We start from the raw sequence: 14,579 nt of genomic DNA, 5'->3' as shown, positions 1-14,579 counted from the left end.
ATTAATTGTTTATTTCTGTTAATATATTTTAACATATTTTTTATATAAATTAAAATAAGAAGGCCTAATTTAGACCTTCTAGCTTTTCTTTTAGCTTTTTTGCAGAAATATATGGATTATCCGATGCCATTATATATGACATAACAGCAATTCCATCAGCACCTGCATTCATTACTATTTTTACATTTTCTTCATTAATTCCTCCTAAAGCTATTACTGGTATATTTACATTAGCCTTAATTCTTCTAATTAACCCAACTCCCTTTGGTTTTAATCCTTTCTTACAATTAGTTTCAAAAATATGGCTTGCAAGTAGATAATCTGCTCCATACTTTTCTGCTAATATTCCCTCTTTTAGGCTATGTACAGAAATGCCTAAAAGTCCGTCATATTTTACTTTATTATTTTTTACATTTCTAAACCCAATATGAAAGCCTTGACTATTTAAGGATTTTGCTACCTCTATATTTGAATTAATTATAAGTGGTACATTATATTTATCTAATATCAATTTTAATTTATTAGCAATGAAAAAAAGCTCCTTAAAAGATAAATCCTTCTCCCTTAAAATTACCCTATCAACACCACCTAATACTGCTTTTTCTACAACACTATATATATCTCCCTTTTTAATTAGTTTTCTATTTGTAATAAGGTAGAGCATATTAGTCGTCCTCTCTTAAGATATTAATATTCTTTCCCTTCATAACCTTATTCATATTTCTCATTGAGCACATTTTTCCACACATTGTACAACTATCCTCATGCTCAGGTTTAGATTCATTTCTATATCTTCTAGCCTTTTCTGGGTCAATTGCCAGCTGAAACATCCTTTCCCAATCTAGGTTTTGCCTAGCTTCACTTATCTTATAATCCCACTCTTTAGCCCCTTTAATTCCTTTTGCTATGTCTGCTGCATGGGCTGCTATTTTAGATGCAATAATCCCTTCCTTCATATCTTCAATTGTCGGTAATCTAAGGTGTTCTGCTGGAGTAACATAGCATAAAAAGTCTGCTCCACTTGAGGCAGCAATAGCTCCGCCAATGGCACTAGTTATGTGGTCATATCCTGGAGCAATATCTGTTACAATAGGTCCTAACACATAAAAAGGTGCTCCATGGCATAATTTCTTCTCTAATATCATATTTGTCTCTATTTCATTTATTCCCATATGCCCTGGACCTTCTATCATTACCTGTACATTTCTTTCCCAAGCTCTCTTTGTAAGTTCACCAAGAACTATTAGCTCCTTAATTTGACTAGCATCTGTAGAATCGTTTATACTTCCAGGTCTACATGCATCTCCTAAACTTATAGTAACATCATATTTTTCACATATATCTAGTACCTTATCAAAGTGTTCATAAAATGGATTTTCTTTATCATTTAATTCCATCCAAGCATATATAAGTGAGCCACCTCTAGAAACTATATTAGTAAGTCTAGGATTTCTTTTGAAAATTTTAGCAGTTTCTCTATTTATACCTGCATGTATAGTCATAAAGTCTACTCCATTTTCAGCATGTTTTTCAACTACTTTTAAAAATTCATCAGCTGAAATATCCTTTAACTCTTTATCATAAAAACCTACTGCATCATATATAGGTACAGTACCAATCATAGCTGGTGACATATCAATTAACTTTTTTCTAAATTCTTCTGTTTTCCCATAGGAGCTTAAATCCATTATAGATTCTACCTTTAATTCTAAGGCTTTCCTTACCTTTTGAAGTTCTAAATCTATATTACAGCAATCTTTAGAAATACCAAGGTTAACATTTATTTTAGTTCTAAGCCCTTGTCCAACTCCTTCAGGGTCTAATGATTTATGATTTTTATTTGCAGGTATAACCACCTTACCCTCTGCAATACTTTGTCTTAATAATTCTATATCTATCTGTTCTTTTTCAGAAACTATTTCCATTTCTTTAGTAATAATACCTTTTTTAGCAGCATCCATTTGAGTAGTGTAATTCATAATATTCATCCTTTCTCCTTTTAATAAAAATTCTAAAACTCCATCCAATTTTTAAATATAGGCTGATATCCCTTAGATAATATAGCTTCTTTTATTTCACTTATACTTCTTGTATCAGATATCTCAAATTGACTTTCAGTATTTCCTTTAGATGTATGTCCACCTACTTCAGTAGAAACACCTGCTGACATTTTAGTAACCCCAAGGGGAATAAGATTATCCCTCAGTTTTTTATTTTCTCTAGTTGAAAGGGTAATTCCAACCCTTGGAAGAAAAATTCTCATGGCTAATAATATTTGGACTAAAGCCCTATCACCTACTGGATAAATATCATTAAACATTCCCACATGGGGTCTAATTCTGGGTAAAGATACACTTATTTCTACATCAGGATATTTATCCTGCAAATATTTTGCATGGAGTCCTGTAAAAAAGGCTTCTTTTTTCCAATCATCTAAACCTAAAAGTGAACCAATATTTACATTTCTAATTTTAGCTTTACAGGCCCTCTCAGGTGCATCTAGTCTAAACTTATAATCTTTCTTTGGTCCTAAAATATGAACCCTATCATAAATTTCTTCATTATATACTTCTTGATAAATTGTTAATCCGTCAACTCCTGCTTCTATAACCTTTTTATATTCATCTTTCGTTAATGGATATATCTCTATGGAAATAGAATCAAAATATTTTTTTACCACTTTTATGGCATCAATAATATAAGAAACAGGGGTTTCTTTTCTAGATTCTCCTGTCAAAATCAAAATATGCCTTAAACCTGTTGAAGAAATAGCTTTAGCTTCATCCTCAATTTCTTTTAATGTTAATTTTTTTCTTTTTATTTTGTTTTCAATATTAAATCCACAATAGCTACACTTATTTACACAGTAGTTTGATAAATACACTGGTGTATATAAAAGTATTGTTTTACCAAAATTTTTTATTGTAACTTTATGGGATTTTTGAGCCATCTCTTCAATAAAACCTTGAGCAAATGGGGATAGAAGAGTTAAAAAATCTCCTTCATGAATCCTTTCTTTGTTTAGTACTCTTAATACATCAGTTTTAGTAACATTTTTAAAAAAATTCTTAAAATTAAACCCCTTATATTTACAGTAAATCTCGTAAAAACTCATTATATCCCGCCTTTATAGTTATAAATAATAGTTTATTCATTAAGAAATCCTGTTAAAGGAGATGATGCTTCAGCATATTTCCTTTCTGGTCCAAACTTTCCAAGATAAGCAAGCCTTCCAGCCTTAACCCCTAAACTAAAGGCTTGAGCCATTTTAACTGGATCTCCAGCAGTAGCTATAGCAGTATTAACTAATACAGCTGCCGCTCCCATCTCCATAGCTTCAGCAGCATGGGATGGCTTTCCTATACCTGCATCTACTATTGTTGGAAGGTCTATTTCGTCTATCATTATTCTTATAAGCTCCTTTGTCTGTAAACCTCTATTTGTACCAATAGGAGCTCCAAGAGGCATTACAGCAGCAGCTCCAGCATCTACAAGGCTTTTTGCCGCCATTAAATCTGGACTCATATATGGAAGAACTACAAAGCCTTCTTTAGCTAAAATCTCAGTAGCTTTTATAGTTTCATAATTATCAGGTAAAAGATATTTATTATCAGATATTACCTCGATTTTTACCCAGTTACCACATCCCATAGCCCTAGCAAGCCTAGCTATCCTTACCGCTTCTTCAGCATTTCTTGCACCTGATGTATTAGGAAGAAGAATACAGTCTTTAGGAATGTATTCAATTATATTCTCTTCTTTACTATTTAAATCAACTCTTCTTAAGGCCATTGTAATAACCTTAGAACCAGAGCTTTTTATAACATCAGGTATTATTTTTTTGTTTGGGAATTTCCCTGTGCCAATAAATAATCTATTTTGAAGCTCTACTCCACCAATTTTTAATTTATCCATAATATCAAACCTCCCTTTCTCCCATGATAATTCTTAACACTGTATTAGCCTGATGATTTGCAGCTATAGACACCCTTGGTGCCATTAAGCCACAACCAGGTTTAGCTTCAGATACTTCATCACCAATTAAGTAAAAGTTCTCTCTAATCTTTTTGGTAACTATTGCATTATTTGAAAAATAACCAGCTACTCCTGAAGCAGCCACAATAGTCTTGTTTGGCATCCTTTTTAATACTGTATTTATTAATGTTGCCTTTGCCTTTGGATTATCAAAGGCTTCTACAATAATATCAACATCATCAAAAATATCTTCTATATTATTTTCATCAATATATACTTTTTCGGTCTCAACCTTAATAAAAGGATTAATTAAAGAAATTAATTCTTTCATAGCATCTGTTTTAGCCATACCAATATGTTTTACAAAATACTGTTGTCTGTTTAAATTACTAGGTTCAACAATATCAAAATCTACTAAGAGTAATTTTCCAACACCTATTCTTGCAAGAGAAATGGCAACATTTGAACCTAACCCCCCTAGTCCTGCAATACCTACTTTTGCCTTCTTAACCTTTTCATGAACTCCAGGAGTATGTCTTGCTATCATTAAAGCCTCTAATTCATCCTTTGATGGAATTTCCCCTCTTTTTATAAGGGTCAATTTGTCATTTTGTTTAAGTACAGTATCTTCAGATATTATAAATCCATTTAGGACAACTATATCTGCATCCCTTTTAAATTTATTTTTTATCTCAAATGCAGTAGTACCATCTTTAACATCTAAAGGCCTTTCATTTAAAAATATCTTAATTTTAACCACCTCCTACAAAGCTAACTATTTCAACTTTATCCTCTTTATGAAGAGTATAGCTTGAGTAATTTTTCTTTAGGACTATCTCACGATTAACTTCAACAACAACTTTGTCTTCATCTAGATTTAAATCATTTAATAAACTTGAAATCGTTATCCCACCTTTATATTCCATTTCCCTTCCGTTAACTAACATCTTATCCTCCTTTCTTTTTACTAATAAAATTTAAATTGTAAAACAAAAAGGGAAGCATTATCTGCTTCCCTCATAATCGTAATAAGTGTATAGTAATAAAAAATCGCAAATCCCCATAGAGAATTTGCGATACATATACACTAATACAGATTTCCCTACGGTGGTACTAACCACATCAGGTTATGAGGGTCAGAGATAACATCTCTTTCTCAGCCTATCACTATAGGCTCCCCTAATCGAAATATTCTCTTTTTTAATTTCCAAATATAATTCTACCATAATATAAATGCTTTTACAACTGTAAAGTCATTAAATTATAGATAGATTACATTTATTTACATAATTGAAACACGAACCCGGTACCCGGTTCAGTACCCGGTTCAATTCAAACTTATAAAATTTAGCTGTATTACTTTTTTAGTCCTACTATCATTTTTACCATTATTATAGATTATTGGTGAGACACAGTAAAACAACAAAAGACCAATGGATAAATCCCACTGGTCTTTCCTAAGATTATTTCTTAACTTCCCATTTTATATCAAAATTACCTTCTGCCTTATTGCCTTTAACTATTACTTTATACATTCCGTCCTTTTCTATTGTTATCTCTTCTTTACCCTTTCCCTTTGACTCACTAAAAACTTTATTATCATCGGGACCTTGAACACTAATTGAAAATCCACCTTCAGAAATATTTATTTCATACTCTAATACTACCTTCTGCCCCTTTTTAGCAATAAAACCTCCTGACTCTTCACCAGTAAAGCTCTTAAACTTAGCCTTTATATGCCCTGGAACATTAGTTCCTACCCATCCAATCTTTACTGATGAACATCCTACTAGTAATACAATAATTGTAATAAAGATAAATATTAATCCTTTACTTTTCAATCTACTTTCCCCCATTAAAATATTTTATTTTCTTAAATTATACATCAAAACCTCATTTACGTAAAATATGTAAATATTTCTATACACTTCCTCTAAGATAGTAGATTTTTATATAAACATAAATGAACCAATGGTACAACAAAATGAACAGTCCCATTGGTTCATTAATTTATTCTTTACTTCCTCCATTAATTACTTGTAAAATATAACATATTTCATCATCATATACCCTAAGCTTATATGCTTCTTCTAATATTTTTATTGATTCTCTAATTTTTCTAAATTGCTCTTTATGTTTCTTTTTAAACAGTTCAATTTCTTCAAATACAGCCCTTTTACCAGTAATTATTCTTTCTATCATAAATCCAATATGTACTGCTAAATTGGTCTTTAAGGATTCGTTATCTTTTAACTCATAAAAATTTAAGTCTTCAACAAACTCTCTTATGTAATTTATTGCTTTTTTGGGATTTATATACAAAGAAAATTCCTCTAACATTTCTTTTGCATCTTGATAACTAGAATTTTTACATTTAACATTTTCATCAATTAGTTGGTTTTCTATAAATCTATACAGTTGGTATCTACTCTCTTTCTTAATAATTTGATCAAGAGAAAAAAACGGAACATTTATATTTGGTTTTACATTACCTACACAAGCAATTATATGATATTTTTTACATATATCTAAATATTCTTTAGAATTTTTCTCAATAGACATATAATTAACAGGTATTATCTTAATTTGATTGTTGCCTATTTCCTGTAAAATGTTAGATAACATATTTTTTAACATTAAGCTTGTTGCTTTGCCTGTTGAACAAACAGTTATAATTGCTTTTGTTTTTTCACAGTAAGGTTCCTCATTTTTTTGACCAGTAATAGAAATATAAATCTCATCAATGCTTTCATTCTTATACATCACTCTTCTTAGTACTTCAAGTACAATAGGTGTAGAAACTTTGTCTATTGTTCTAGTCATTATACCAGTTTCTTCTGTAATTTTCTTTCCAAAACTTTTCAATGAACCCATATCAACTAAAATTATAACACCTTTGCCTTTATCTATTACTTTTACCATATCACGAGCCTTTTCATAAGTTTCATTTACATCTTTATCTAATGGCATATCTATAGCTTTAACAAAATCTGAATTAAGTAACCTATTACAAACGTTAGCTATACTAGTAGCTGTACTAGCCCCATGAGCAATTATTAATATGCCGACCTTTCTATCGTTAGTAGTTTCAGTTGATCTATTAGCTAACAATACAGACATAAATCCATTTTCATCTACAGGTATACTTAAATTAAATTTTTTTCAATTTTTTTAACAATTGCAGAAGCAACCTCGTATTCTTTACTATATATTTCTTTTATTTCTGACAGTTGTTGATTAACTATAGGTTTTTTAAGCTTAACTCTTTTTATTAGAGAATTAATATGAAAAGCTAAACCAAATAATATTTTATTATCGTAATCCCTATTTAATTTTTCAGATGCATATCTTACCAATTCAAAAGTAAAATCAACAATTTCTTTATCTAAAACTTTATACAACTCTCTTATATTAAGGGTTTTGTAAGTAATTTTTCTTATCATTGTTTTAAAATAATTTTCAATTTCTTTACCTATTTCTAAATTAATTTCACTTTGTGATAATCCCTTTTTCTTAAGTTCTTCTAGCCGTTCCACAATTTTTTTATAAATACTTTCTCTACTTGTATTTCTACTATTAATCTTTTTTTCTTTTGATGGATATACAACTAAACTTTCATTAAAAGTATTTAGGTACTCTTGAGTTTCCCAGTCTAATTTGTTAAATTTAAAAATTGAATTTTTTATAGATTTGGGAAGCATATCAAATTCTACTTTTAAATCACCTTTACTATTTATATACTTCAAAAAAGATTTAGCACACATAAATTTAATATCTGATTTTAATTGTCCTATATTACCTTTACATTTATAAATTAAAAGTGCTTTAAAAACTTCAGGAGAAATTAATATTTTTTTATTAATTCTAACGGCTTCCTCCATAAACAAATTTTCAACTATATTAGCACGTTCTCTAATGTTTATTTGAGATAAAGAAGGTAGTGAAATAATAACAGGTATCCTTCTTAAAAAAGTTTTTAAAAGCACTTTTTGAGGTTCTTCTGTAGTTGCTGCTATTATTAAAACATTACTTTTTCTTTTGTTTTCAGTTTCTCCTAACCTATGGTATTCGCCATTGTCCATTAAGTAAAAGAGCATCTCTTGTCCATCTGGTGGTAATCTATGTACTTCATCTAAGAAGAGTATACCTCCATTAGCTTTTTCTACTAATCCAATTTTATTGGATTCTGCTCCAGTAAAAGCTCCTTTTACATGACCAAAAAGTTGTGAGAGTAATAATTGTGGATTGTTATAATAATCAGAACAATTAAAAGAAACAAAAGGAAAATCATCTTTAGTTTTTTCCCTCAGTATTTTAGCATATTGATACATCTTATTAGCAAAAGTCGTCTTACCAACTCCACTAGGTCCAACAATAAGAGTATGCAAACCGTTAGGGGGATACATAACTGCAGCTTTAGCTTGATCAATTTGCTTCTTTAAACTTGTGTTGCTACAAAAAAGATTATCAAATGGATCCTGTATTAATGAACTATTACTATCCTTTTCGGATACAATTATCTCTTTCAAATCCTTTAAATTATATTCATGTAAAATATCGGATTGTGGAAGGAATTTTTCTAAAATATATTTAGGTATAAACCTAACGGGTCTTCCTCGAATCTTAATTAATTTTCCATTTTTATTTAATGTATTTAACAATGTACTTGCGTTATTTCGTATAATACCTAAATTATCTTCTATTTCTTTAGCATGTATTCCTACATTGTTTCCTTTCATAATTTCTTGTTTTATTTTTTCTATTGAATTATTTTCTTTAACATACAAATATACTTCTTCTATCTTTTTCAATTTAACCACCACTTAAGAAAAAATATTATATAAAATCTACCTATCATAATGCTTTTATATATTATAATCTCCTATATAATATATATTTCTTGTTCTATTCTTTTATATCAGCTTTAAAAATTTTTTTGGTTTTCTGTGACAGAATATTATACTTTCTAAATTGCTTAGGTAAAGGTATTTTTTCAGTATGTCTATTAAGATGCATAACTAATATAAATGTTCCTATAGTTACAACAATATTTTTAGTAAAAAAAGTAGTTATTAATAAACATGTAGAAACAAATACAAGAAAATACCATTGCCATACTTTCATATACTTCCCCCTATTATCTTGCATATTCAAGTTCCTCAAACTTTTTTGCTTGCAAACTTACATAAGCATTTGTTTCTACCCTTTCCAATAAGTCATAAGCCTTATATAAATCTTGGTCTACTACAAGAATACCATGTTTTCTCAATAATACAACTATTCCATGTCTTTTTATTTCATTTTTTCTGTTTTTCATATATTTAGCAGTTTTTTGTGCTAACTCTACACTGCAAGCTTTTGCATAAGGTAAAGTTTTAATTTCTTTCAGTTTCTCACAAGCCTCATAATAAATAGGCATATCAATACCTAGACAAGCAAAAACCGTAGAGTGATTTGGATGAGCATGTATAATAGCGTTAGCTAAGGGGACATTTTCTAAAACACTTAAATGCATATTAGCTTCTCTAGTAACTCTCCCTTCACCTTCAATCTTATTCAGATTATAATCTAATACTAATATTTCTTCTGGAGTTAATCTGCAAAACTTTCTTTGAGACATTAGAGTTGGGGTCATTAAAATATATTCTTTATTTATGCGTAAAGAGATATTTCCTCCTGCTGCATTTGTAAGTTTTCTATCAAACATAATTCTTGCTACTTCACAAATTTGTTTTCTTTCCTCTAAAAACATCATCTATATCAACTCCCCCTAAACTAAATCTATTTTAACTTCCTTCATTAATTTGTAAGTTTGTTTCAAACAAAACTCTGAACTTCCTTCCTTAGTGGCTTTTGAAGCGCTTATAGCTGTTGCAAAATTAAAAATTTCTTTTATTCCTTTATTCTTTGAAATTTGCGCAACTGCACCACCTAAAAAAACGTCTCCACAACCTGTATCGTTCACCTCTCTTACTTTAGGTGGATATATTCTTAATACTTTTTCTTTCGTACTAATAATACTTCCTTTTCTTCCTAAAGATAAAGCGACAGTACTTACTCCTTTTTCATTCAATTTTTTCAGCTCGTTAATGTATTCTTCTTCAGAATTAATATTTTTTCCTATAATTTCTTTAAATTCTGTTTCATTTGGTTTAATTAGATATGGTTTAACATCAATAGCCTCTTTTAAATAATCTCTACTTACATCAACAATCAATTTAGCTTTTTTATCTTTTACGATTTCCAATAATTCTCTATACATTTTTACTGTAATTTTAGGAGGGGGACCTCCAGAAAATACAACTATATCATCGGGCTTAATTAATGCTTTCAACTTTTGTTTAATCTTGTCAAAAGTACTCTTGTTTATACCAAACCCCCTTTGGGTAATCATATAACTACCTTCCTCTTCTTGAGGTACTATTATTAAACTTTCTCTGGTTTCATTTCCTTTTTGCCATATATAGTCACATTTCACTTTTTTATTTTCTAATAGTTTTTGAACATGTTCACCATTTTGACCTGCCAAAATGCCTGTAGCAATATTTTCAATGCCTAATGCTGATAATACCACTGAAACATGTGTTGCTTTTCCTCCTATGTCATAAACTATTTTTTGTGACCTATTATTGTGGTTTTTAATTAGCTTATTTATAAATATAATTTTGTCTAATGCAGGGTTTAATGTAACTGTAATAATCATGGAATTCCTCCTCAAAAATATAAAGATCAGCAATTTTTACGTAAGTTAAAATATTCAATTAATCTATCAAAGTGAGTATTTATAATATCATCTTCTTTCAGTCCAGCATAATTAGCAAATTCTAAAGCAGTCCTAAATTCTCCAACTTGTAAAGGATAATGTGCATCAGAATTGACTAAAAATTTAACCCCTTTGTTCCTGCATTTCAATATAATATCTTTAAAATTTAGCCAATTGTTTTTTTCTTTTTTGAGAGATTTATTATTGATTTCTATTGTAATATTTCTATCTATTAAAATAGGAATAATTTCCTGAATATGAATTGGATAAAGTGGATGATTTAAATGAGCAATACACTTCACATTATATTTTAATAACGCCGATTTTAGTGCTTTAGTGTTCTTTATTATCCCTTTATCCTCCCAAGAAAAGTCATGAAAAGAAACTATTATGAACTCAAGTTTTTCAAGAATTGAATCTGGTAAATCTAAAGTTCCTTTATCATCAATTATATTTGCTTCTACACCTGAATATATAATTAGTCCTGAATCTTCCTTTACATTATCAATTAAACTTTCAAAATAATAATAATGAGCCGAAGCTTCCATTTTAGGACCATGTTCCGTTATGGAAATACATTTTAACTTCTTTTTTTTAGCTACATTAACAATTTCTCTAATAGTACCAAAAGCATCTCCACTTGCAATTGTATGTATATGAAAATCACCAATTAAATTCATTTTCTAATTCTCCTTTTAGGGATTTATGACTGCTTTAAAATCTTCATTTGGTATCTCATCAGGTAATATTCCATTCCCAAGCACCTTAGCAAATATAACTATTTTTGCAACATCTTCAACGTAATGTGCTTTTAGGTAAGCATCATCTAAATCTTTCCCTACTGTAAGTACTCCATGTTTTTCAAGTAAACAAGCATCAGAAACCTGCAAAGGTTTAATAATACTATCTGCTAATTCTTTTGTCCCAGGTCTTTGATATTTGGCTACTGGCACTCTGCCTCCATAAGCTAATGCTTGAAAAACTACTGGTTTTATTTCCATAGCCTGAACAGCAAATGCTGTAGCATAGGGTGAATGAGTATGAGCTATTCCAAAAATATCTTTTCTGACTTTGTACGCCTTTAAGTGCATTTTCATTTCACTTGAAGGTTTAACATTAGATTTTTTTTCAATAACATTGCCATCTATATCAACAATTACTATATGTTTTGTTTCAAGTGTTTCTCTAGAGATACCTGAAGGAGTTATTACAATAAAGCCAGTTTTAGAGTCTCTAATACTAAAATTCCCTGACTTATGTCTACATAAGCCACTTTTATCTGCTTTTTGTGCTATTTCAACTAACTTTTGCTTTAATCTTTCTAACATATACTCACCTCTTTTAAGTATCTTTGTGAGGAGCAAACTGCTCCTCACAATTATTTAAAAGATTAATTTAAGCATTAGCACTTAACTCTTTTTCAGCTATTTCTTCTCTCTTTTTCATATGTTTGTAATACCATACATATATAGCTAGCCAGCCAACTAAAATTGCGAATCCAAGGAAATTACCATTTATTATATCTGCCCCCTGTGAGAAAACCCATCTAAATACTGGCATTTCCATCCCATTCCAGGTTATTAATTGATTAGCTGGAATTTCTACAGTTCCTACTTTTTTACCTAAATCTGTAATAATAGGTGCGAATGTAGTTGCAATATACAAGAATACTGGTGTGGTAATAACTCCTAGAATAACCATTCTCACTAAATTTTTCCCAGTCACTATTAAAGCAGGTACAACAAAACATATGTTGATTATTCCTCCAAAAGGTAGTACTGCATTTCCAGGAAGTATTACTGCCATAAGCAAGATAAAAGGAACAAGTATTATAGCAGCAACCCATAATTCTGGTTGACCAGCAAGGAAAGGCCAATCTAATCCAATATAAAATTCCCTGCCAGGAAATCTCTTTTTCATAAATTCTCCAGCTGCATCAGAAATAGGTGCTAAAGCTTGCATAAATAATTTAGCTACCATTGGGAATAGAGTTAAAGCTGTTGCTGCTTGTACTCCTAATGTAAGAGTCTGTTTAAAATCATACTTAGCAAATAAAGCTATCAAAATTCCAATAATAAATCCCATTACATGATTTTCGCCAAATATACCTATTTTCTCCTTTAATTTTGCTGCATCAACATCTGCATTTTTTAATCCTGGTATAAAATCCAATAATCTATTTAATGGAGCTAAAACTACAGCAAACATTGACATTGAGTGCGGTAACGCTATTCCAGGAATTCTTGTAATTTGGTATACTTGCTTTTGTGTTATATCTGCATTTTTCAATTCAAATATTACCTGAATCCCAGCTACTATAAAAGCTGCTGGTAAACTACCAGTCACTCCAGCAACTAAAACAGCTGTTAATATTTTATTCCAAACATTCCACATATCCACGTTCAAGCAATTTGTCCAACCAAAAGCTAACATTATTAAGTTTATGGCTATTTGAATAGGAAAGATAAGAAAGGCATATGGCCATGCCCAAGCTATAGCAGCTAATGGAGTCCACCCTAAATCAATTGCCTTTAATTGCAATCCGGTATTTTTTACAAACGCTTCAGAAGCAGGTCCAATAGCTGAAAACATGAAATCTAATACTACACTCATTCCTAAGAAAGCGACACCTAGAGTAAGAGCAGATGTAAAGGCTTTCCTAAATTTCATTCTAATAATAAGCCCAATTATTATCATCAATGCAGGTAAGAACACAGCAGGCCCTAAATCTAAAATATAATTTATTATACTTTTTAACATTCTCTTTCCCCCTTTTATTCCTTGCATTCAATAGAATTATTTAACTTTTAGTATTCTTTCTACTTCCTTCATAGCTTCTTCCATCCCTACTCCTGTTAAAAATGGTATTCCACTTATTGTAGGTACACCGTAATCTTCTTTCACATAAGGAGTTATTGATATGTATAAATCACAATTTTTAATATGAGCATCTAATGACTTAATATCAACTGCTTCAACTTCTGCCATAATTCCCCTTTGCTCACATAATTCAGCAACTTTAGAAGCTACTGTTTGTGAAGTTGCTACTCCTGAACCACATGCAACAATAATTCTTTTCATTTTTCCACCTCCTTTCATAGCATATATCAAGGTTCAAATTTAAATATTTTTTAGTTCATTTGTTCTTTAAGTATTTCTAATACTTTGCTTGGATTTTTAGCTTCTTTAATTGCTAGTAATACATCTTTTTTACTAAATATACTCATTAGTTTTTTAAGCACTTCTATTTGTTTTTCTGGTTGATTTATTGCGAGCATAAAAACTAATTCAGCTAGAATATCTCTTATACCATTTCCCATTTCTTTAAAGGCTACTGGTCTTTTCAAGTTAGCTATTAATATAACAGGTTTTAAAACATGTATTGAATCAGTATGTGGCAAAGCTACAGAAACACCAGGTGTAGGTAGACCTGTAGGATATACCTTTTCTCTTTCAATTACAGCCTCTTCAAATGACTCTCTTACATATCCTTTTTCTTTTAATTTCTGAGATAATTTTTTCAGTAATTCAGTCCTATCATTGGCTGTCACATCGAAAAGTATTAACTCTGGATTAAATAGTGTTGAAACTTGAGTAATCTCCATTTTTAACACCTCTTCTGTCATATTTTATGTTTGCTATATATTAATCGCAAAATCTGTGCCAATTTTGTGCATAATCTTTTTAATATTGAATTTACTACATTTTACATCACATTTATGCACTTATTTAATTAATTAAATAAGTGCATAAAAATAATTCAAAAATAAATTTTTCAATTTATCATACTAAAAGATATACTAACAATATAAAATCCTCTTTGGTAGTTTAAACCAAAGAG

General features: G+C 30.0%; 17 protein-coding genes and 1 riboswitch. All 17 genes read right to left on the bottom strand.

Annotation, left to right across the window (positions count from 1 at the left end):
• Window positions 1-64: 64 nt before the first annotated feature.
• Complete coding sequence (locus BET03_RS10205) at window positions 65-664, bottom strand: thiamine phosphate synthase (RefSeq protein WP_120169970.1); 600 nt, start codon at window positions 662-664, stop codon at window positions 65-67.
• Between the two features lies 1 nt (window position 665).
• Window positions 666-1,979: a phosphomethylpyrimidine synthase ThiC gene (gene thiC, locus BET03_RS10200; RefSeq protein ID WP_120170183.1), complete on the bottom strand. Its 1,314-nt coding sequence runs from the start codon at window positions 1,977-1,979 to the stop codon at window positions 666-668.
• Between the two features lie 32 nt (window positions 1,980-2,011).
• Window positions 2,012-3,115 carry a 2-iminoacetate synthase ThiH gene (gene thiH / locus BET03_RS10195; protein ID WP_120169968.1) on the bottom strand — a complete coding sequence of 368 codons (1,104 nt, stop codon included), beginning with the start codon at window positions 3,113-3,115 and terminating at the stop codon, window positions 2,012-2,014.
• A gap of 32 nt (window positions 3,116-3,147) precedes the next feature.
• On the bottom strand, window positions 3,148-3,915 hold the full coding sequence (locus BET03_RS10190; RefSeq protein WP_279230384.1) for a thiazole synthase: 768 nt from the start codon (window positions 3,913-3,915) through the stop codon (window positions 3,148-3,150).
• Window positions 3,916-3,919: 4 nt separating this feature from the next.
• Window positions 3,920-4,735 carry a sulfur carrier protein ThiS adenylyltransferase ThiF gene (gene thiF / locus BET03_RS10185; protein ID WP_279230383.1) on the bottom strand — a complete coding sequence of 272 codons (816 nt, stop codon included), beginning with the start codon at window positions 4,733-4,735 and terminating at the stop codon, window positions 3,920-3,922.
• On the bottom strand, window positions 4,728-4,922 hold the full coding sequence (gene thiS, locus BET03_RS10180; protein ID WP_120169964.1) for a sulfur carrier protein ThiS: 195 nt from the start codon (window positions 4,920-4,922) through the stop codon (window positions 4,728-4,730). The genes thiF and thiS overlap by 8 nt, the downstream gene beginning before the upstream one ends.
• A gap of 135 nt (window positions 4,923-5,057) precedes the next feature.
• A riboswitch (TPP riboswitch) is annotated at window positions 5,058-5,166 on the bottom strand.
• A gap of 272 nt (window positions 5,167-5,438) precedes the next feature.
• The gene (locus BET03_RS10175; RefSeq protein ID WP_120169962.1) at window positions 5,439-5,816 is read right to left on the bottom strand and encodes a hypothetical protein; all 378 of its coding nucleotides are present in this window, start codon (window positions 5,814-5,816) and stop codon (window positions 5,439-5,441) included.
• Window positions 5,817-5,985: 169 nt separating this feature from the next.
• Window positions 5,986-7,095: a PTS sugar transporter subunit IIA domain-containing protein gene (locus BET03_RS10170; RefSeq protein WP_120169960.1), complete on the bottom strand. Its 1,110-nt coding sequence runs from the start codon at window positions 7,093-7,095 to the stop codon at window positions 5,986-5,988.
• 26 nt (window positions 7,096-7,121) lie between these two features.
• On the bottom strand, window positions 7,122-8,786 hold the full coding sequence (locus BET03_RS10165) for a sigma-54-dependent transcriptional regulator (RefSeq protein ID WP_120169958.1): 1,665 nt from the start codon (window positions 8,784-8,786) through the stop codon (window positions 7,122-7,124).
• A 94-nt stretch (window positions 8,787-8,880) separates the two neighbouring features.
• Window positions 8,881-9,099 carry a hypothetical protein gene (locus BET03_RS10160; protein WP_120169956.1) on the bottom strand — a complete coding sequence of 73 codons (219 nt, stop codon included), beginning with the start codon at window positions 9,097-9,099 and terminating at the stop codon, window positions 8,881-8,883.
• Between the two features lie 13 nt (window positions 9,100-9,112).
• Entirely contained in the window at window positions 9,113-9,730 is a 618-nt protein-coding gene (locus BET03_RS10155; RefSeq protein WP_120169954.1) for a class II aldolase/adducin family protein, read from the bottom strand.
• A 15-nt stretch (window positions 9,731-9,745) separates the two neighbouring features.
• The gene (locus BET03_RS10150; protein ID WP_120169952.1) at window positions 9,746-10,678 is read right to left on the bottom strand and encodes a 1-phosphofructokinase family hexose kinase; all 933 of its coding nucleotides are present in this window, start codon (window positions 10,676-10,678) and stop codon (window positions 9,746-9,748) included.
• A 26-nt stretch (window positions 10,679-10,704) separates the two neighbouring features.
• Window positions 10,705-11,418 (bottom strand): PHP domain-containing protein, encoded by a 714-nt coding sequence (locus BET03_RS10145; protein WP_120169950.1) that lies wholly within the window; start codon window positions 11,416-11,418, stop codon window positions 10,705-10,707.
• A 15-nt stretch (window positions 11,419-11,433) separates the two neighbouring features.
• Window positions 11,434-12,066 (bottom strand): class II aldolase/adducin family protein, encoded by a 633-nt coding sequence (locus BET03_RS10140; protein ID WP_120169948.1) that lies wholly within the window; start codon window positions 12,064-12,066, stop codon window positions 11,434-11,436.
• Between the two features lie 67 nt (window positions 12,067-12,133).
• A complete protein-coding gene (locus BET03_RS10135) occupies window positions 12,134-13,498 on the bottom strand; it encodes a PTS galactitol transporter subunit IIC (RefSeq protein ID WP_120169946.1) in 1,365 nt (454 codons plus the stop codon).
• 36 nt (window positions 13,499-13,534) lie between these two features.
• Window positions 13,535-13,819: a PTS sugar transporter subunit IIB gene (locus BET03_RS10130; protein ID WP_120169944.1), complete on the bottom strand. Its 285-nt coding sequence runs from the start codon at window positions 13,817-13,819 to the stop codon at window positions 13,535-13,537.
• A gap of 50 nt (window positions 13,820-13,869) precedes the next feature.
• Window positions 13,870-14,343, bottom strand: a complete 474-nt coding sequence (locus BET03_RS10125) for a PTS sugar transporter subunit IIA (RefSeq protein ID WP_183108826.1) — start codon at window positions 14,341-14,343, stop codon at window positions 13,870-13,872.
• Between the last annotated feature and the right edge of the window lie 236 nt (window positions 14,344-14,579).

It is taken from the genome of Thermohalobacter berrensis, from assembly GCF_003609645.1.
GTDB lineage: Bacteria > Bacillota > Clostridia > Tissierellales > Thermohalobacteraceae > Thermohalobacter > Thermohalobacter berrensis.
Note: the sequence above shows the minus strand (reverse complement) of the source record. Positions and strands in the feature narration are given on the sequence as shown.